The 19341-nt window shown below is 60.6% G+C and carries 14 protein-coding genes, 1 tRNA gene and 1 pseudogene; 14 read left to right on the forward strand and 2 right to left on the reverse strand.

Features of this window, described 5'->3' with window-relative positions:
• Positions 1 to 34 precede the first annotated feature (34 nt).
• From fdnG to N2599_RS25590, 7 genes and pseudogenes are all read left to right on the forward strand, one after another.
• Positions 35 to 3121 (forward strand): formate dehydrogenase-N subunit alpha, encoded by a 3087-nt coding sequence (fdnG, locus tag N2599_RS25560; RefSeq protein WP_084606549.1) that lies wholly within the window; start codon positions 35 to 37, stop codon positions 3119 to 3121.
• A gap of 12 nt (positions 3122 to 3133) precedes the next feature.
• A complete protein-coding gene (gene fdxH, locus N2599_RS25565) occupies positions 3134 to 4075 on the forward strand; it encodes a formate dehydrogenase subunit beta (protein WP_027511584.1) in 942 nt (313 codons plus the stop codon).
• Positions 4072 to 4782 (forward strand): formate dehydrogenase subunit gamma, encoded by a 711-nt coding sequence (locus N2599_RS25570; protein WP_027511583.1) that lies wholly within the window; start codon positions 4072 to 4074, stop codon positions 4780 to 4782. The genes fdxH and N2599_RS25570 overlap by 4 nt, the downstream gene beginning before the upstream one ends.
• Before the next feature lie 53 nt (positions 4783 to 4835).
• The gene (gene fdhE, locus N2599_RS25575; protein ID WP_027511582.1) at positions 4836 to 5750 is read left to right on the forward strand and encodes a formate dehydrogenase accessory protein FdhE; all 915 of its coding nucleotides are present in this window, start codon (positions 4836 to 4838) and stop codon (positions 5748 to 5750) included.
• Between the two features lie 10 nt (positions 5751 to 5760).
• Complete coding sequence (selA, locus tag N2599_RS25580; protein WP_063829617.1) at positions 5761 to 7221, forward strand: L-seryl-tRNA(Sec) selenium transferase; 1461 nt, start codon at positions 5761 to 5763, stop codon at positions 7219 to 7221.
• A pseudogene (gene selB, locus N2599_RS25585) lies at positions 7218 to 9047 on the forward strand (selenocysteine-specific translation elongation factor); the annotation flags it as partial. The gene selA and the pseudogene selB, both read left to right, overlap by 4 nt.
• Positions 9048 to 9176: 129 nt before the next feature.
• Positions 9177 to 9272, forward strand: a tRNA-Sec gene (locus N2599_RS25590).
• 296 nt (positions 9273 to 9568) lie between these two features.
• Here N2599_RS25590 and N2599_RS25595 read toward each other — a convergent pair.
• Complete coding sequence (locus N2599_RS25595) at positions 9569 to 10231, reverse strand: GntR family transcriptional regulator (RefSeq protein WP_027511579.1); 663 nt, start codon at positions 10229 to 10231, stop codon at positions 9569 to 9571.
• 120 nt (positions 10232 to 10351) lie between these two features.
• Entirely contained in the window at positions 10352 to 10609 is a 258-nt protein-coding gene (locus N2599_RS25600; protein ID WP_156915311.1) for a hypothetical protein, read from the reverse strand.
• A gap of 50 nt (positions 10610 to 10659) precedes the next feature.
• Here N2599_RS25600 and N2599_RS25605 point away from each other — a divergent pair, with 50 nt between their 5' ends.
• From N2599_RS25605 to N2599_RS25635, 7 genes are all read left to right on the forward strand, one after another.
• Positions 10660 to 11925, forward strand: a complete 1266-nt coding sequence (locus N2599_RS25605) for an NRAMP family divalent metal transporter (RefSeq protein ID WP_027511578.1) — start codon at positions 10660 to 10662, stop codon at positions 11923 to 11925.
• 11 nt (positions 11926 to 11936) lie between these two features.
• Positions 11937 to 12701 carry a LamB/YcsF family protein gene (locus N2599_RS25610; protein WP_027511577.1) on the forward strand — a complete coding sequence of 255 codons (765 nt, stop codon included), beginning with the start codon at positions 11937 to 11939 and terminating at the stop codon, positions 12699 to 12701.
• A 31-nt stretch (positions 12702 to 12732) separates the two neighbouring features.
• Complete coding sequence (locus N2599_RS25615; RefSeq protein ID WP_027511576.1) at positions 12733 to 13530, forward strand: putative hydro-lyase; 798 nt, start codon at positions 12733 to 12735, stop codon at positions 13528 to 13530.
• A gap of 7 nt (positions 13531 to 13537) precedes the next feature.
• On the forward strand, positions 13538 to 15184 hold the full coding sequence (locus tag N2599_RS25620) for a 5-oxoprolinase subunit B/C family protein (protein ID WP_051336692.1): 1647 nt from the start codon (positions 13538 to 13540) through the stop codon (positions 15182 to 15184).
• Positions 15181 to 16938, forward strand: coding sequence for an acetyl/propionyl/methylcrotonyl-CoA carboxylase subunit alpha (locus tag N2599_RS25625; RefSeq protein WP_027511575.1), 1758 nt, complete (start codon positions 15181 to 15183; stop codon positions 16936 to 16938). Before N2599_RS25620 ends, N2599_RS25625 begins: the two co-directional genes overlap by 4 nt.
• A 352-nt stretch (positions 16939 to 17290) precedes the next feature.
• Positions 17291 to 18385 (forward strand): diguanylate cyclase, encoded by a 1095-nt coding sequence (locus tag N2599_RS25630; RefSeq protein ID WP_027511574.1) that lies wholly within the window; start codon positions 17291 to 17293, stop codon positions 18383 to 18385.
• Between the two features lie 91 nt (positions 18386 to 18476).
• Complete coding sequence (locus N2599_RS25635) at positions 18477 to 19295, forward strand: IS5 family transposase (protein WP_087003020.1); 819 nt, start codon at positions 18477 to 18479, stop codon at positions 19293 to 19295.
• Positions 19296 to 19341: the final 46 nt, after the last annotated feature.

Here is a 19341-nt window from a genome sequence, read left to right on the forward strand (position 1 = left end):
TTGGCGAAGCCGGCTTCAGGGGAGGTATCAAGCCATGAACATGGAGCTCTCACGGCGCCAGTTTCTAGCGGCGGCCGGCGCAGGTGTTGCGGTTACGGCGCTCGGGGCTTTTGGCTTCGGCGACGTCGAAGCGGTCCATGCCGAAGCGATCCGCGCTTTCAAGCTCGTGAACACCACCGAAACACGGAACACCTGTCCGTATTGCTCTGTGGCATGTGGCATCATCATGTATTCGAAGGGTGACCTGAAAAAAGGCGAGAAGGCCGAGATCATCCATATCGAGGGCGATACCGACCATCCCACAAATCGCGGCACGCTCTGTCCGAAGGGCGCAGCCTTGCTGGATTTCGTCAAGGCCGAGACGCGGCTGAAATATCCGATGATCCGCAAGCCCGGGTCGGACAAGTTCGAGCGCATTTCCTGGGATGATGCGCTTAACCGCATCGCCCGGCTGATGAAGGACGACCGCGACGCCAATTTCGTCGAACGGAACGCCGCCGGCCTTGCGGTGAACCGGTGGACGACGACGGGCTTCCTTGCCGCATCTGCGACAACGAACGAGACGGCGTGGGAGACCTACAAGGTCGTGCGCAGCGCCGGAATGCTGGTCTTCGACAATCAGGCGCGTGTCTGACACGGCCCTACGGTAGCCAGTTTGGCTCCAACATTTGGCCGCGGCGCAATGACCAACTCCTGGACCGACATCAAGAACACCGATCTTGTTGTCATCATGGGCGGTAACGCAGCCGAAGCACACCCTTGCGGTTTCAAGTGGGTTACGGAGGCGAAAGCCAATCGCGGCGCAAGGCTGATCGTCGTGGATCCGCGGTTTACACGTTCGGCTTCGGTCGCCGACGTTTACGCACCGATCCGCCAAGGCACGGATATCGCTTTCCTGCTCGGCGTCATCAATTACTGCATCGGCAATGACAAGGTGCAGTGGGACTATGTCAAGGCCTTCACGAATGCGGCTTACATCGTCAAGGACGACTTCGCCTACAAAGACGGGCTCTTCACTGGCTATGACGAGGCCAAGCGCGGCTACGACATGTCGAGCTGGGACTACGTGATCGGTGAGGACGGCTATGCCGTGATTGACGATACGCTGAAAAATCCGCGCTGCGTGTGGAGCCTCCTGAAGGAGCATGTCGCCATCTATACGCCAGAGATGGTGGACCGCATCTGCGGCACGCCGAAGGACAAGTTCCTGAAGGTGGCCGAGATGATTGCGGAATGCTCGTCACCGACCAAGGTGATGACCTCGATGTATGCGCTCGGTTGGACGCAGCATTCCAAGGGCTCGCAGAACATCCGCGCCATGGCGATGCTGCAGCTGATCCTCGGCAATATCGGGATGCGTGGCGGCGGCATGAATGCGCTGCGCGGTCACTCCAACATCCAGGGCCTCACCGACGTGGGACTGATGTCGAACCTGTTGCCTGGCTATCTGACGCTGCCGAACGAGAAGGAAGCGGATTTCGACAGCTACATGTCGACACGCGGCTTCAAGCCGCTCCGCCCGAATCAGATGAGCTATTGGCAGAACTACAGGAAATTCTTCGTGAGCTTCCTGAAGGCGATGTGGGGTTCGGCGGCGACGCCGGAAAACAAGTTCGCCTATGACTGGCTGCCGAAGCTCGACGTGCCGGGCTATGACGTCCTGCGCGCTTTCGAACTCATGAACCAGGGCAAGATGACCGGCTACATTTGCCAAGGGTTCAATCCGCTTCTGGCCGTTCCAAACCGCGCGAAGGCGACCGCTTCACTGTCGAAGCTCAAATTTCTCGTCACCATGGATCCGCTGGATACCGAAACCTCACGGTTCTGGGAGAACCACGGCGACTTCAACGACGTCGATTCTTCGCAAATTCAGACGGAGGTCATCCAGCTGCCGTCCACCTGCTTTGCCGAAGATGAGGGGTCGCTGACGAATTCCAGCCGTTGGCTTCAATGGCATTGGCCGGGCGGCACCCCTCCCGGCGAAGCCAAGACCGACAACTGGATCATGGCGCATATCCATGTGCGTCTGAAGGAGCTCTATCGCAAGGAAGGCGGAACCTTCCCCGATCCGATCGTCAATCTCGATTGGGCGTACGCCGATTCAGGCGAGCCGACGGCGGAGGAACTTGCCAAGGAGATCAACGGACGGGCGCTTGCCACCGTTTTCGACACGGCTGATCCTACCAAGGTAGTGGCCGAGGCAGGCAAGCTGGTGCCGAGCTTCGCGGCCCTTCGCGACGACGGCTCGACCTCCTCGGCGTGCTGGATCTATTCCGGTTGCTTTAACGAGAACGGCAACAACATGGCCCGGCGTGACACGTCGGATCCGGACGAGACCGGCGCCTATCTGAAATGGACTTTCTCGTGGCCTGTCAACCGTCGTATCCTCTATAACCGCGCATCGGCAGACCTTTCCGGCAAGCCATGGGATCCAAGCCGCAAGCTGATCGAATGGGACGGCGCAAAATGGTCGGGCTATGACGTGCCCGATATCGCGCCGACGGCCAAGCCTGCCGATGTCGGGCCGTTCATTATGAATCCGGAAGGCGTCTCTCGCCTTTTCACAAGGGCGATGATGCGCGACGGGCCGTTCCCGGCTCACTACGAGCCATTCGAATCGCCGGTTGCCAATCTTGTTGCCCCCGCAGTGCGCGGCAATCCGGCCGCACGGGTATTCGAGGACGATTTCAAGCAATTTGCCGAACCGGCCTCTAAGGAGTTTCCCTACGCGGCGACGTCCTACCGCCTCACCGAACACTTCCACTACTGGACGAAGCATGTCTGGGTGAATGCCGTGCTGCAGCCGGAGTTCTTCGTCGAGATTTCGGAGGAACTCGCATCGGAAAAAGGCATCGCCAAAGGCGGTTGGGTGCGTGTTTGGTCCAAGCGCGGCTCCATCAGGGCCAAGGCGGTTGTTACCAAGCGGATCAAGCCGCTGATGTGCGACGGCAAGGCCGTCCATGTCGTGGGCATCCCACTGCATTGGGGGTTTACCGGAGCTGCCAAGAAGGGCTTCGGCCCGAATTCGCTGACGCCTTTCGTCGGCGACGCAAACATAGAGACGCCCGAATACAAGGCGTTCCTGGTCAACATAGAGCCCATCGCCGGGCCGGTGGCATAGGAGACGGTAGCCATGTTCCCTCCTGTTCCAAATCCGACAGTCACGCCTGAAAGCCCAAGATTCGGCGAACGGGATCTCATCCGCCGTTCGGCGTCACGCGTGACCCCGCCGGCAGAGCGCCAGACCGAGGTGGCGAAGCTTATCGACGTCTCCAAATGCATCGGCTGCAAGGCCTGCCAGTCGGCCTGCATCGAGTGGAACGACACGCACCCCGCCATCGAGGAGAATGTGGGCATTTACGAGAACCCGCATGATCTGACGCCGGACATGTTCACGTTGATGCGCTTCACCGAGTGGGAAAACCCGGAAACGAACAATCTCGAATGGCTGATCCGCAAGGACGGCTGCATGCATTGCGAAGATCCCGGCTGCCTCAAGGCCTGTCCGGCGCCGGGTGCAATCGTGCAATATTCGAACGGCATCGTCGATTTCGTGCACGAGAACTGCATTGGTTGCGGCTACTGCATCAAAGGATGCCCGTTCGATATTCCGCGTATTTCTGCGGTCGACCACACGGCCTATAAATGCACGCTCTGCTCCGACCGTATCGCTGTCGGCCAGGGACCTGCCTGCGCCAAGGCCTGTCCGACGCAGGCAATCGTCTTCGGTACGAAAGATGAAATGAAGCAGCACGCCGAAGGGCGGATCACCGATCTGAAGTCCCGTGGATTTGCAAATGCCGGCCTTTATGATCCGCCGGGCGTCGGCGGCACACATGTCATGTACGTGCTCCACCACGCCGACAAGCCAGAGATTTACGCCGATCTGCCGAGCAATCCGCGGATCAGCCCGGTCATCGAGGCCTGGAAGGGTGTTACGAAATATGCCGGGCTCGCGGTCATGGGTGTGGCGGCTGTCACCGGCCTCTTTCACTATCTTGTCAACGGACCCAATCGGGTTTCCGAGGAGGACGAAGAGGCGGCGCAGAGATTGACGGGAGACGGTTCCTCATGAGCGCGGACACCAAAAAAGATGATGCAGCAAAAGGCGAGGGTGTTCACCCAGGCAAGCCGGTGACAGTTGATCGCTATACTGGAGGAGCCAGGATCAATCACTGGATCACGGCGACAAGTCTCGTGCTTCTGGGGCTTTCCGGGCTGGCCCTGTTCCATCCAAGCCTCTTTTTCCTGACTGCGCTCTTTGGCGGCGGCCCTTTGACCCGCATCATTCATCCGTGGATCGGCGTTCTGCTCTTCTTCAGCTTTCTCGGCCTTTTCCTGCGTTTCTGGAAGGCAAACCTCTGGAGGAGGGAGGACAGCGACTGGCTCGCACACGGCCGCGACGTCCTGGCTGGTCACGAGGAGCGTGCGCCCGAGGTCGGCAAATACAATGCTGGTCAGAAGGTCGTGTTCTGGTCGATGTCGATCTTGATCACTATCCTGATCGCAACAGGCTTGATCATCTGGGATCAGTATTTTTCGGCCTATACCACGATCGAGCAGAAGCGATGGGCGGTGTTGTCGCATTCAATCGCAGCCGTCGTCATCATCAATGTCTGGATCATTCATGTCTATTCAGCCTTCTGGGTACGCGGTACGATACGGGCAATGACGCGCGGCTCGGTGACAGGCGGCTGGGCGTGGCGGCATCATCGTAAATGGCTGCGTGAACTGGTCACCAGGTCATCAGGGAGAAAATCGGGAGGAACGCCCGCCGAATAAACCGGGCGTCAGGGTCTGCATCACGTGGCCCGTGCGGTTCGTGAGGGAGTGTCATGAAAGGCAAAAGCGCGGTCTTGCCGGATCCAACGGCAATTGGGGATGTATCATCGCCACCGTTTGCACGGCTTCCGGATTCCGCCTTGCTCTTTTCGGCCAGGTCGAAACGTCTGCGTCAACTCGCTGAAACCAGCAGCCTTTCGCCTTACCTTATTTTCCTCGCACAGCTCTCCGAAGCTCAACACGATATCCAGGCGGCTCTGCCACTTCCGGAACGTCCGGATCCCGGCAGAATCAAGCGTGCCCGGGAGTTTGAAATGCCGCCGCTCGACCGAGAGATAGACGGCGGCGGAACGATCAGCGACATCTTCGATCGCCTCTTTGCAGCCGCCGACACTATCGAAAAGCCGGCTGCGGCTGCCGAAGCGCTTGCGCGCGTCGCCAAGGCCGACGTCAGAAACCGCTTGGCAATGGTGCAGAACGTGTTTTCCAGTGTCTTGCCTGCGGATGCGATTGCCGAGCACGTGTTCGTCTGGGCAGCGCTTCAGGTGCAGTTCGCTCGGCTTGCCTCTGTTCTCGACGCAGCAATGCTGGTGCCGGTGGCTGATGGTCTTTGCCCTGCATGTGGCAGCAGGCCGGTATCGTCCATGGTCGTCGGCTGGCCGGGCTCGCATGGCGCACGCTTCTGCTCATGTTCGCTTTGCGGCACTTTCTGGCACTATGTCCGGGTCAAATGCACACTTTGCGGCTCCACCAAAGGCATCGGCTATCAGGAGATAGAAGGGCAGGGCGGCGTCGTCAAAGCCGAAACCTGTGACGAATGCCACGGCTGGTCGAAGATATTCTATCAGGATAGGGAGCCGGGGGTCGATGCGGTCGCCGACGATGTGGCAAGTCTGAGCCTGGACCTTCTGATGCGCGAAGGTCCGTATCGCCGGGGTGGATTTGCACCGCTCCTGGCCGGCTTTTGAGGTGGGAGAGATGGACGCCAGCGCCAACCTGCGGGATATTTCATCCGTCGACCAGATCTTGAAGACAGCTCCCGCCGCCGCCGCGATCGAATGTTTCGGGCGGATCGCGGCGACGGAGGCAATCCGCGCCATCCTTTCTGAAACGAGAGACAAGGTGCGCCAGGGGCAGGAAGTCCCATCACGCGAGGAGATCGCGGCTCTTGCGTTTTCTAGGCTTGACGCGAATGATCGCCCGATGCTTCGCTCCGTCTTCAACCTGACGGGCACGGTGCTCCATACCAATCTCGGCAGGGCCATCCTTGCGGAAGCCGCGATCGATGCAGCGGCAGCGGCCATGCGCGAGGCTGTTGCGCTCGAATTCGATCTTAAGAATGGCAAGCGCGGCGAACGGGATGATCATCTGCGTGCGCTGATCTGCGAATTGACGGGCGCTGAAGATGCAACCGTCGTCAACAACAATGCTGCGGCCGTCCTTCTGGTGCTGAACAGCCTGGCCGCCGGCCGGGAAGCCATCGTCTCCCGGGGCGAACTCATCGAAATCGGCGGGGCCTTCCGCATGCCGGACATCATGGAACGCTCGGGCGTCCGTCTCGTCGAGGTCGGCACCACGAACCGCACCCATGCCCGGGACTACAGGGATGCCGTCGGTCCTGGCACAGGCGTGATACTGAAGGTCCACACGTCGAACTATCGAATAGAAGGTTTTACCAAGGAAGTCGGCGCACGCGAACTTTCAGGCATCGCCCGCGACAAGGGCGTGCCGCTGATCAACGATCTCGGTTCCGGCACCCTTATCGATCTGATCCGTTTCGGGCTTGCACACGAACCCACCGTCCGCGAGGCGATCGGCGAGGGTGCAGATGTCGTCACCTTTTCCGGCGACAAACTTCTCGGCGGGCCACAGGCCGGGTTCATTGTCGGGCGCCGGACACTTATCGAGACGATTAACAGGAACCCGATGAAGCGCGCGCTACGGGTCGATAAGATCAGGTTGGCCGCTCTCGAAGCGACATTGAAGCTTTACCGCGATCCGGAGCGCCTGGGCGAGCGCCTCCCGGTGATGCGGCTGCTTTCCCGTTCTCAGCCCGAAATCAACGCGCAGGCGGAGCGGCTGGCGCCTGTCATGCAACACGTGCTGAATAACGCCTTCCGCGTCTCGGTCATCCGTTGCGAAAGCCAGATCGGCTCCGGCGCGCTGCCGCTTACGACCGTGCAGAGCGCGGGGCTGGCCTTGACGCCGGTCGAAGGCAGCGGGCGGATGCTCGCCGGACTGGCGGCGGCATTGCGGCGTCTTCCTATCCCGGTCATCGGCCGCATCGAACGAGGTTCGCTGCTGTTGGACCTGCGCTGCCTCGAAGATGAAGAGAGCTTCGCTGCTGGCATTCGCCGCATCGCCCTGCCGGTCGAAGAAGGTTTCGAGAGCGAAGCCTTCACCTTTTCTGCCGGGGCCGAAAAGGGGAATGGATCATGATCGTCGGCACGGCGGGGCATATCGATCACGGCAAGACATCTCTCGTCCGCGCGCTGACCGGCATCGACACTGACCGGCTGAAAGAGGAAAAGACCCGCGGCATCTCGATCGATCTGGGTTTTGCCTATATGCCCGTGGACGGCGCGGAGACACTCGGTTTCGTCGATGTGCCGGGACACGAGAAATTCGTCCACACGATGCTTGCCGGCGCCTGCGGTATCGACTTCGTCCTCCTGGTCGTCGCAGCCGATGACGGCATCATGCCGCAGACGCGCGAACATCTCGCCATTATCGATCTTCTTGGCATCGAGCATGGCGCTGTCGCCCTCACCAAGGCCGATCTCGTGCAGGAAGACCGCCTCGTCGAGGTCGAAGCCGCTGTGCGCAACGAGCTTGCCCGCTCGCCGCTCGGCGCTGTTCCCGCCATCGCCGTCTCGACGGTTTCAGGCAGGGGTATTGAACCTCTGCGGGACGAAATCGCCGATGCAGCCCGGAAATTCATGCGGCGGCGGGCGACAGGGCGCTTTCGTCTGGCCGTCGATCGTTCCTTCACAATTCAGGGGGCAGGCACGGTCGTGACCGGGACAGTCCTTTCAGGCATGGTGTCGATCGAGGATCATGTCACGGTCAGCCCTTCCGGCCTTGTCGCCCGGGTACGCTCGATCCATACGCAGAACAGACCAAGCAAAAATGGTTGCGCGGGGGATCGTTGCGCCCTCAACCTCGTTGGCCAAGGCATCACGAAAACGGCCATCAATCGCGGTGACATGGTGTGTGAGCCAAGCCTGCATGCCCCGGCGAGCCGTATCGACGCAACGTTGCGTGTGCTTCGTTCAGAGGTGAAGCCCATCGGTCACTGGTTCCCCGTCAGGCTTCATCACACATCGGCAGAGGTCGGTGCCCGTATCGTCCTACTTGCCGGAGAATCGGTAATGCCGGGAACAGATACCCTTGTGCAGCTTGTGCTGGACAGTCCGATCGCGGCTGCGGTCGGCGACCGCTACGTCATCCGCGACACTTCGGCCCAGCGCACGGTTGGCGGCGGCCGATTCCTGGATTTACGCGCACCGGCGCGCAAGCGCCGGACGCCGGAGCGGACCGCTCAGCTCAAAGCTCTGACCTCGGTTGCGCCCGAACGGGCATTCGAGGCCCTGCTCGCGGTGCCTCCATTTTACGTCGACGTTGCCGCTTTTGCCCGCGACAGGGCAGTTGCCGAGGCAGATGCCGGCGCCCTGGTCGCCTCGATGGGAACGGTGCAATTGCCTGTGGATGACACGACCTTCGCCATTTCGCCAGATCGCTGGGAGAAATTCCGCGCCAACCTTCTGAGCCGGCTTGAGACGTTCCATGCGGAGAACCAGGATCTGCCAGGCATGGGCATTGAGCTGTTGCGGGCAGGACTCGACCTGCGCTTGCCGATCCCCGCGTTTCGCGCCGCTCTGCAGAACCTCATCGGTGGGGGAGGGATCGTGCTGGACGGAGCGTGGGTCCGGCTTGCCGGACATCAAGCAACGATGACATTGGCCGACGAGCGGCTCTGGGGAGGGATCGAGCCGCTATTGGGCGGGGCCGAGCGGTTTCGTCCGCCGCGGGTTCGCGAGATTGCCGCATTCCTGGCGATCCCCGAGCCGCAGACGCGCCGGTTGTTGAAACTCGGCGGCCGCATGGGCAAGGTGCATGAAGTGGCACACGATCACTTCTTCCTGCGTGAGACGGTTGCGGAAATGGTGGCGATCATCGCGGAGATCAGCTCCGGCGCCGATAAGGGCTGGTTCACCGCGATGCAGTTTCGCGACCGTGTCGAAAATGGCCGCAAGGTCGCGATCCAGATTCTCGATTTTTTCGATCGTCATCGGGTCACGCTGCGTCGCGGCGATCTCCGTCGCGTCGATCCCATCCGTCTGGACCTCTTCGGCAATTTGACGAATAGTATCGCCGGCGGCGATATCGTTTCTGGAGGAGATACGTCCCCGGTGGGGCGTCCGGACTTCAAATCCGGGAGGGGCCGAGAGACGGTCTTTCGTGGGTTCGACTCCCACTCTCTTCCGCCAGAAAAATCGCATATGTAATTGATAAAATAACAATATTGCCGAGACAACGCGGCGATGCGGTTATGAAGCGCAGCGGCAATCCGACGACGGAATTTTCCGATCGTCCTGCCATTTCGTGCGCGAGGAGCTCCAGAACCTTTTCGATTTCGGGTCGGAAGTTTCTCGTCAGCACCGTCGACACCCCTGTTGCCAGCAACTCTTCGGCAACCCGCTGGCGCGCTGCTTCGCAATGAAGCGGCGCGCCGGCGGCCTGAGGAGCGCGAGATTAAGATTTTAGCGGCGGGTCACTTCACGTATCACTTGCCCTTATCAATCCGCGAGAAAGCAGCGAGAACCGTGCGCTCAGACTGTATTAGGTATGACTCGAGTGCTGCGGAGGCTTCGGCCGTTGACCCCGCCTCGAGCTTTTCGACGATCGACGCATTCAGGTCGACATAGGGCGCGTGCAACAACTCGGGATCGGCAAGCAGACCGAAGCTGAGCCGCAGTTCTGCGGCGATTTGAGCATAGAAGGCATTCAAGCGCTGACTGTCGGCAAGATCCACGATCGCAGCGTGAAAGACCATGTTTTCGCTGCCGACCGTGCTCCAGTCCTTGGCATCGCGCGCGACCGTGGCACGCTCGACAGCCGAGCGCATGCGCGCCACTGCCGGATGCTTGGGGTAGGCCTTGGCGAGCGCCTGGCATTCGATCATCCGGCGCACCCGGTAGATGTCGATGATCGAGGCCATGCTCGGCGTTGCGACAAAGACGCCGCGATTGGGCTCGTGGCGCAACAGGTTTTCCTTAGTCAAAAGCCGGAAGGCTTCGCGCAGTGAATTGCGCGACACATCCAGCCCGGCGCTGAGCGCCGCCTCGGATAAACGTTGGCCGGGCTTCAATTCGCCTGCGATCAGCTTGTCGCGGATCTCCTCCGCCAGCCGCGGCGCAAGCGCCGATATGGTCTCCTGCTCAACCATCAAAGCCCCTTATGCATGAACAAGGATGAAACATCCGTCCTCCTCGTGGATCGATACAGCGGTTAGCGCTTTCATCGGAACCATGAGAGGAACGATCTCGCCAAGCGGATCATGGCGACGTCAGACATGATTCACGATCAGTCGGGCAACCATGAAAAATGAACGCTCCGCATCGGCGTCCTTATCGTTGATGGCACGAAAGGAGGCAAGAGCGGTCCCGAGCATGGCTAAATTTACTCCATAAAGGGCATTTTGTGCCCAAGGAAAGTTCATATCGCTCAACATTTTTGCATTATAGTAGAACGATAAGATAAAATCGTTGAACAATATTGACAGAATTGTGAAACGCGGCGACGCTGGCTCTGTCAATAATTTCACGCGGCCCATCCTTGGGATTGAGGGCGGTCCGCACATAAGGAGAGGGTTTAATGGAACAGCTATCTATTTCATCCAGTGACGGCGCGTCGGCCACGTCGTCTGGCATGTCGGTCAAGTCGCGCCGCGCGGCGCTCACGGCCGCGATCTTCCTGATGGCCACTTCGGCCATCGGCCCGGGCTTCATTACCCAAACGGCAACGTTCACAACGAAGCTCGGCGCAGCCTTCGCCTTTGCGATCCTTTCCTCGATCGTCATTGATTTCGTCGTGCAGCTTAATATCTGGCGGATCGTGACGCTGACGCGCATGCGCGCCTCAGATCTCGCCAATGCGGCAATCCCGGGCTCCGGCTATCTGCTTGCCATACTCGTTATCGTCGGCGGGCTGTTCTTCAATATCGGCAATATCGGCGGCACGGGTCTTGGAATCAACGCGATGGTCGGGCTGGATCCGAAAATCGGCGGCGCAATCAGCGCGGTCCTTTCGATCGGCATCTTCTTGTCGAAGCGCGCCGGTATGGCCATCGACCGCTTCATCATCTTTGCCGGCATCCTGATGATTGCATTGACGCTCTATGTGGCCATCGCGTCAGGCCCGCCGGTCGGCGAAGCGCTGTTCCAGACGTTTTTGCCGGCAACGATCGACTTCGCCACGATCACAACGATCGTCGGCGGCACGGTCGGTGGCTATATCACCTATTCCGGCGCCCATCGCCTGCTCGACAAGGGCACGGTCGGCATCGAGAACCTCAGCGCCGTCAACCGCGCAGCGCTTACCGGCATCGCTGTCACCGGCGTCATGCGCTACGTCCTCTTTCTCGCCGTGCTCGGTGTAGTCGCCAGCGGTGCCGTGATAGATGTCTCGGGCAAGGGGGCCAACCCGGCCGCCCAAGCCTTCCAGGCAGCCGCCGGCGATGTCGGAATGCGCATCTTCGGCATTATCCTGTGGGCCGCCGCCATCACGTCGGTTATCGGCGCCGCCTATACCTCGGTTTCCTTCCTCACGATCTTCAAGCAGGATATAAGCGAGCGGGCTCGCAACATCGCGACCGTGATCTTCATCGCGGTATCGCTGTTCTTCTATGTGATTATCACAACCCCGCCGGCCCAGATGCTGGTCTTCGTCGGCGGCCTGAATGGTCTCATCCTGCCGATCGGTCTGTCGATCTTCATCTATGCGGCCTGGGCCCGTTCCGACCTGATGGGTGGCTATCGCTATCCGCGCTGGCTGCTGGTGCTTGGCGTTCTGGCTTGCGCCCTCACCTGGTACATGGGCTACAAGTCGATCGGCCCGATTTTCGCGCTTCTGTCGGCCTAAGGAGACCTGTTATGACTGCCATCGATCTGAATAGCGACCTCGGTGAAAGCTATGGCGCCTGGGGCATGGGCGATGACAAGGCGATGCTTGCCATCGTCTCCAGCGCCAATGTCGCCTGCGGCTTTCATGCCGGCGATCCGCTCGGCATCCTGACAACCGTCAGGGCCGCAGCCGAAAAGGGTGTGTCGATCGGGGCGCATGTCTCCTATCCTGATCGCGTCGGCTTCGGCCGGCGTGACATGGATGTCACAAGCAACGAGCTGACCGCGGACGTCATCTATCAGATCGGCGCACTGAAGGGTATCGCCTCTGCAGCTGGCGTCACTGTCGGGTACGTCAAGCCGCATGGTGCGCTCTACAACCGCATTGCCCACGACCCGAAGCAAGGCCAGGCGGTAATTGATGGCATCAAAGCGGTGGACCCCTCGCTGGTGTTGATGGGCCTTGCCAACGCACCGATCCTCAAGCTCGCCCGGGACTCCGGCCTGAAGACCGTTGCGGAAGCCTTTGCCGATCGGGCCTATACGCCGGATGGCGAGCTCGTCTCACGCCGTGAACCGGGTGCCGTACTGCATGATCCTCAGCTGATTGCTCGCCGCATGCTGCAGCTTGCCCATGAGGGCACGCTCGAAGCAATCGACGGCTCGACCATCAAGATCAACGCCCGGTCGATCTGCGTGCATGGCGACAGCCCCGGCGCTGTAGCCATTGCCCAGGAAATCCGCCGCGTCTTCGAAGTTGACGGAATTACCGTCCGCTCCTTTCTGTCCGCCTGATCAAAGCTGAGGGAGACACGCAGTGATCACGATGGAATATCTTCGTCACATCAACACCGAGCCCGCTCGAAAGGCCCGCGAACGCTATCGGGCAGGTAGCATCGAGCCGACCTCGGGCGTCGCGCCGGGCTTCACTCAAGCCAATATGATCGTGCTTCCGCGCGACTGGGCCTTCGACTTTCTGCTTTATGCGCAGCGCAATCCAAAGGCCTGCCCTGTGCTCGATGTATCCGATCCCGGCTCGCATGCGACCCTGCTCGCACCAGGTGCTGACCTACGCACTGATCTGCCGCTCTATCGCATCTGGCGTGATGGAAAACTCGCCGAAGAGACCGCGGATGCGACTGGGGCTTGGGCGGAATATCCCGATCTCGTCAGCTTCCTGATCGGCTGCAGCTTCACCTTCGAGACGCCGATGGTGGAGGCCGGGATCGAGATCCGTCACATCGCCGAAAAGTCCAATGTGCCGATGTATCTGACCAACAAGCCCTGTCGGTCGGCCGGCCGGCTGCATGGCAACATGGTCGTTTCCATGCGGCCGATCCAAGCGTCCCGCGTGGCGGACGCCGCAACGATCTCGGGCCGCTTCCCGGCGGTGCATGGTGCACCCGTGCATATCGGCACTCCGGAAGAGATCGGCATCCAGGATCTCGCCAAGCCGGAATTCGGCGATCCGGTGCGCATCGAGCCGGGCGAAATTCCCGTCTTTTGGGCCTGCGGCGTCACCCCGCAGGCGGCCGTGATGGCTTCCCGCGTACCCTTTGCGATCACCCATGCGCCGGGGCATATGTTCGTCACCGACGTTCCAGATTTCGCCTATCACGCCTGAGGCTCCCATGCGTTTTCTGCCCGTCAGCCTGACGACCATGCTTGTCGAACTCACGGATCTCGATGAGACGCTGGCGCTATTTGCTTCGCTCAGAGCTGATCCGGTGCAAGGTGTCGAGGACATGGTGCCTGCCGCCCGTACGCTTATGATCCACTTCCGACCGGAAAAGCTGACGCGGGAAGAGCTGGCCGGCGAGATCGCGACACGCGATCTGTCGATACGCATCGCACCCTCCGGCAAGCTCATCGAGATCCCCGTCCGCTATGACGGCGAGGATCTTCGCGACGTCGCCGACCTCACCGGCCTGTCGGTCGAGGATGTCGTTCGCCGCCATACCGAGAGCGAATTCACCGTCGCCTTCTGCGGTTTCGCGCCCGGCTTCGGTTATCTCGTCGGCGGCGACCCCACGCTGCAGGTGCCGCGCCGCCAGACCCCGCGTACGAGGATCCCAGCCGGCTCGGTTGCCTTGGCCGGCGCCTTCAGCGGTGTCTATCCGCAGGCAAGCCCAGGAGGCTGGCAGATCATCGGAACGACACCTGAAAAGATGTGGGATCTGTCGCGCGATCCACCGGCGATTCTCCAGCCCGGTTACCGTGTACGGTTTTTCGATCTCAAAAAGAAGACCGCCCCAACGTCCAGGATCACGACTAAGACGCCGGTCACTCAACCGCCAGAAGTCGCGTCCGGCGCCCCTACGCTCAAGGTTCTCGCTGCCCCCATGCCGGCGCTGTTCCAGGATCTTGGCCGCTTCGGCCAGACCGGTCAGGGGGTTTCATCCTCTGGCGCGCTTGACAAAAGCGCGCTGAGGGCTGCCAATCGCGTGGTCGGCAATCCGGCCGGCATGCCCTGCCTCGAAATCACGCTTGGCGGTTTTTCCTTCGAGATCTCCGGCCGCGCCGTCATGGCGCTCACCGGCGCGGCCTGTCCCATCGGCATCCGCGACGCAGCTGGCCGCACGATCAGCGCTGGGACTTATCAGCCAATCTCGCTTGAAGCCGGCGATATTGTAACACTCGGCCATCCACCCAGGGGCATGCGCAGCTACCTCGCGATGCGCGGCGCTTTTGCAGTAAAGCCCGTACTCGGCAGTGCTTCGACCGATACGCTGGCTGTTGTCGGCCCCGACCCCGTCACAGCAGGTAGCGTTCTAACCGTTAACAATGACGGTCTGGCTCTAACCAGCGTTTCGCTCCATGAATCGCCGGCCTTCGATCATCCCGCCTGCGGCGAGGTCGTCACGCTCGACGTGATCCTAGGCCCGCGCAGTGACTGGTTCACCGACAAAGGAATCGCCACTTTATCCGACCAGCTTTGGCAGGTAACGCCGCAGTCGAACCGGGTGGGCATTCGCCTCGTCGGCAATGTGTCGCTGAAACGTAGGGACAATAGTGAACTGCCAAGCGAAGGCACGGCGACAGGTGCAATCCAGGTACCACACAACGGCCAGCCGGTCCTTTTTCTTGCCGACCATCCGCTGACCGGCGGCTATCCGGTCATCGGCACGGTCGCCGAATACCATCTCGATCTCGCCGCGCAGATCCCGGTCAACGCCCAGATACACTTCCGGCCCGTGACGGCTTTCGCCGATATTCAGCCTGCCAAGGCCCGAGATCGCGGACGCCGGCCGACAAAAACAGTGAGGAAACATCCATGAAGAAGGTCCTGATCGCCAATCGCGGCGAGATCGCAGTGCGCATCATCCGGGCTTGTCGCGATCACGGCCTGCAATCAGTCGCCGTCTATGCCGATCCGGACATGGACGAACTCTTCGTCAAGCTGGCCGACGAAGCCTATGGGCTCTCGGGCGCACGTCCGGCCGAGACCTACCTCGACATCGACAAACTGATCGACATTGCCAAGCGCTCCGGTGCGGACTCGGTGCATCCAGGCTATGGCTTTTTATCCGAGCGGGCTGAATTCGCCCGCGCCGTGATTGATGCAGGCCTCACCTGGATCGGCCCCGATCCGCATGTCATTGAGGCGTTGGGCGACAAGGTCGAGGCGCGGCGGATCGCAACCAGCGTCGGCGCGCCGCTGGTTGCGGGAAGCGATGGCCCGGTAAAGACGGCGGCCGAAGTCATCGCCTTTGCCGAAGCGCATGGGTTGCCCGTTGCCATCAAGGCCGCCCATGGCGGCGGCGGCCGAGGCCTAAAAGTCGCGTGGAAGATAGAGGAGGTTGCAGAGCTTTTTCAGTCGGCAGTCCGCGAGGCAAAGGCCGCCTTTGGACGCGGCGAGTGTTTCCTCGAGCGTTTTCTCGACCGTCCGCGCCATATCGAGGCGCAGGTGCTCGCCGACAAGCACGGTAATGTGCTGGTCCTTGGCACCCGTGATTGCTCGCTGCAGCGACGCAATCAGAAGCTCGTGGAGGAGGCGCCCGCCCCCTTCCTCAGCGACGTACAACGCCAGTCGATCCATGATGCCGCGAAGAAGATCTGCGCCGCCGCCGGCTATTCGGGCGCGGGCACTGTCGAATTCCTGCTCGGCGTCGACGGCACGATCTCCTTCCTCGAAGTGAACACCCGCCTGCAGGTCGAGCACCCGGTAACCGAGGAGACAACCGGCATCGACCTCGTCATCGAACAGTTCCGTATCGCCGACGGCCTGCCTCTGCGGGTCACCGAAACGCCTGTCCCGCGCGGCCATTCGATCGAATTCCGTATCAACGCCGAGGATCCCGGCCGCGGGTTCCTGCCGACGCCAGGTACAATCACCGTCTTCGACGCACCCTCCGGCCCGGGTATCCGACTTGACAGTGGCGTGGCCCCCGGCTCGACGGTGGCCGGCACCTTCGACTCCCTAATAGCGAAGCTAATCGTGACCGGCGCCACGCGCGAAGAAGCGCTGAAACGCGCCCGGCGCGCGCTCAGGGAATTCAAGATAGACGGCATCGCAACGGTTCTTCCCTTCCATCGTGCCGCAATCGAGGCAGAGGACTTCACGGGCGAGAGGGGCTTCAAGGTGCATACACGCTGGATCGAAACCGATTTCGCCGGGCGTCTTGAAGCAGAAGCCCGGCCCGAGCAGGTTGCCGATCCGACACTGATCCGCACCCATGCGGAAATCGATGGCAAGCGCTATGAAATCGGCATTCCGGCTGCACTGCTGGCTGGTCTCGGCGGGCTTGCAGGCCAGCGCATCAGTGGTCCCGTTAAGGCGGCCAGGGCAGAAGACGCGTCGAGCGTGACCACGCCGATCTCCGGCACGCTGCAAGCCTTCAAAGTCGAGGATGGTGCAGAGGTGTCGGCGGGCGACCTTATCGCTGTGATGGAAGCGATGAAGATGGAGACCCAGGTCACGGCACAGCGGGCCGGCAAGATCCGGATTACCGCCGAGCCCGGCGCCTATCTGCAAGCCGGCACCGAGATCGCCTGCTTCGAAGCCTCGGTGTCGGTCAGCAACGACGATTGATCTCGAATTCCAGGATCACTCCACTTCGCCTGAGTTCGTCGTTCAACCAAGCCTTGCGGGCGAGTCCGTGTCGTCTTGCGACAAACGTTTGAGCCGGCCGCTCCTGTTCCAGAGATTTTGGATCTCCTTGCAAAGGCTGGCTGACCGCTTCAGCCCGATAATTTGATCTCGATTCTCTCATGTCACGATCAGGTCCGGGCCTCGCCCATCGCCGATGGGCCAACGCAAACCTAGAGGCGTCTCCGCGGCAAATTCGACAGCTCTGCGCCCTTGTCTTGTGCGAGACGGCTGCCATCTATCGATGATCATTTGGAATCACGTATCGGTGTCATCGGACATTTGACAGAGAAGCATGGAAATCAGCGAAATCGTTGCCGCTTACATACGCGTCTTGGCTTTGGCTGTCTTAGTCGTCTATGCTTATGCTTGGGTCATTCGCACTGTCGGGCAGAGATTAACGAGGGGCGTCGCGGCAGGCCTTTTGTTCGGCCTCGGCGGCATTCTGTCCATGAATGATCCGATCGTGATGAGACCGGGGCTTATCTATGACGCCCGGTCCATCCTCCTGATCCTGTCCCCCATCTACGCAGGACCGATCGGCACGGTCATTGCGGCAGCAATGATGGGCGCGCACCGTTTCCTTCTCGGCGGCGTCGGCGCGACGGGCGGTGCGGTGAGCGTCGTCCTTGTGGCGCTCTGCGGTTACGCCAGCACGTTCATACCCCGTCACCGCGTCGGCACGGGCTGGGTGAGATCGCTGCTACTCGGCCTTACAACTATCTCTTCCTTCATCGTTCTTGTCTTTCTGCCTCCGGATATTGCCAGCGAGCTCCTTCTAAGCGCTGCGGCTCCCGTCATGCTTGCCAATATTCTCGGCGTGCTCCTTCTTGCCGATCTGCTTGAGCGCGAAAAGCAGCGGGTCCGTATGGTACGTGCGCTCGAAAATGAGGCGAGCGTCGACCCGTTGACGAAGCTGCCGAATCGCCGCGTCTTTCAGCGGGCGGCCGACCGCTGCGCCAAAGAGGCGAGCAATCGCGGGCGGCCCTTCTCGATCATCATGCTCGATGTCGACCACTTCAAGAAGATCAACGATACTTGGGGCCACAGTGTAGGCGACAGCGTGCTCTCCAAGGTTGCCGACCTCATTCGCCAGACCGTTCGCAAGACCGATATCGCAGCCCGCTACGGGGGCGAAGAAATCGTCATTCTGCTTCCGAATACCGAAGGGCGCGACGCATCAACGGTGGCGGAGAAGATCCGCCATGCAATTGAGTCGGAAGACCTGATTGTCGGCGGCACCGCAATCAAGGTTACCGTCAGCATCGGCGTCTCGGCTGTCGATTCCGACAACACCAATATTCGTGCGACGATCGAGGCCGCCGACAAGGCTCTCTATCGCGCCAAGACCGCCGGCCGCAACCGCGTCGAATTGGCAAACGCTGCCTGAGTGTCTGTTCAAGAATGGCTGGCGGTCGTGGGGTTGAGTGAAGGGCGGCAATCAGATTCTTTGTATTTTGCGACAAATACGGAGAGATCGAATGGCCTGGACACCCTTCACCCGGCGTCATCATGACAGAAGCCGCATGCGCTACGCAAGCGATCTGACTGACCGTGAGTGGGGCCTGATCGAACCCTTTATGCCAAGGCAGCCTCGACTGGGCCGCCGACGCAAGACGTCGCTTCGGGCGGTGATGGACGCGATTTTCTATCTGCTGCAGTCAGGCTGCCAATGGGCATTGCTGCCGCATGATTTTCCACCGAAGAGCACGGTCTATCATTATTTCAAGCGGTTCTGCCGGGACGGGACGTGGCGTCGTATCCATGACGCGCTCTACTGCCGGACGCGGCGGCTTGAGGGGCGCGAAGAACAGCCGTCATTTGCCATCATCGATAGCCAATCGGTGAAGACCGGCCCAGATGCCCGTCTCGATATCGGATACGACGCAGGCAAGAAGATCAAGGGCCGCAAGCGGCACATTCTGGTTGATACCCTGGGCATGCTTCTGAAAGCGGAGGTTCATTCGGCAGGTATTCAGGATCGTGATGGAGCAGCACTTGTTTTCGACAGGCTCGTCAACCGCTTTCCATTCATCGAGAAAATTTGCGGCGATGGCGGGTATCAGGGCCCGACAGTCGAAGAGGCCAGTCCGCGATCGATGGAAATCGTCAAACGCAATCAGGCCGGCTTTCAGGTGCTCCCGAAGCGATGGATCGTCGAGCGGACGTTGGCGTGGCTCGGCATAAACCGCCGAATGGCAAAGGATTTCGAGCGCTTCTCTGGCACAAGCCTCGCCTTCATTCAGACCGCTATGATCAAGCTAATGACAAGAAGGCTCGCTCGATATCCGCTTTCTTGAACGGACTCTGAGAACGAGTTTCCTCTAGGGCCATAGCGGCGCCGCA

The sequence above is a fragment of the Rhizobium sullae genome, from assembly GCF_025200715.1.
Lineage (GTDB): Bacteria > Pseudomonadota > Alphaproteobacteria > Rhizobiales > Rhizobiaceae > Rhizobium > Rhizobium sullae.

Coding starts and splice junctions, on each gene's coding strand:
- N2599_RS25625 (WP_027511575.1), top strand. CDS start 15,181: ATGAAGAAGGTCCTGATCGCCAATCGCGGCGAGATCGCAGTGCGCATC.
- N2599_RS25615 (WP_027511576.1), top strand. CDS start 12,733: ATGGAATATCTTCGTCACATCAACACCGAGCCCGCTCGAAAGGCCCGC.
- N2599_RS25630 (WP_027511574.1), top strand. CDS start 17,291: ATGGAAATCAGCGAAATCGTTGCCGCTTACATACGCGTCTTGGCTTTG.
- selA (WP_063829617.1), top strand. CDS start 5,761: ATGGACGCCAGCGCCAACCTGCGGGATATTTCATCCGTCGACCAGATC.
- N2599_RS25605 (WP_027511578.1), top strand. CDS start 10,660: ATGGAACAGCTATCTATTTCATCCAGTGACGGCGCGTCGGCCACGTCG.
- N2599_RS25595 (WP_027511579.1), bottom strand. CDS start 10,231: ATGGTTGAGCAGGAGACCATATCGGCGCTTGCGCCGCGGCTGGCGGAG.
- fdxH (WP_027511584.1), top strand. CDS start 3,134: ATGTTCCCTCCTGTTCCAAATCCGACAGTCACGCCTGAAAGCCCAAGA.
- N2599_RS25610 (WP_027511577.1), top strand. CDS start 11,937: ATGACTGCCATCGATCTGAATAGCGACCTCGGTGAAAGCTATGGCGCC.
- fdhE (WP_027511582.1), top strand. CDS start 4,836: ATGAAAGGCAAAAGCGCGGTCTTGCCGGATCCAACGGCAATTGGGGAT.
- N2599_RS25570 (WP_027511583.1), top strand. CDS start 4,072: ATGAGCGCGGACACCAAAAAAGATGATGCAGCAAAAGGCGAGGGTGTT.
- N2599_RS25635 (WP_087003020.1), top strand. CDS start 18,477: ATGGCCTGGACACCCTTCACCCGGCGTCATCATGACAGAAGCCGCATG.
- N2599_RS25620 (WP_051336692.1), top strand. CDS start 13,538: ATGCGTTTTCTGCCCGTCAGCCTGACGACCATGCTTGTCGAACTCACG.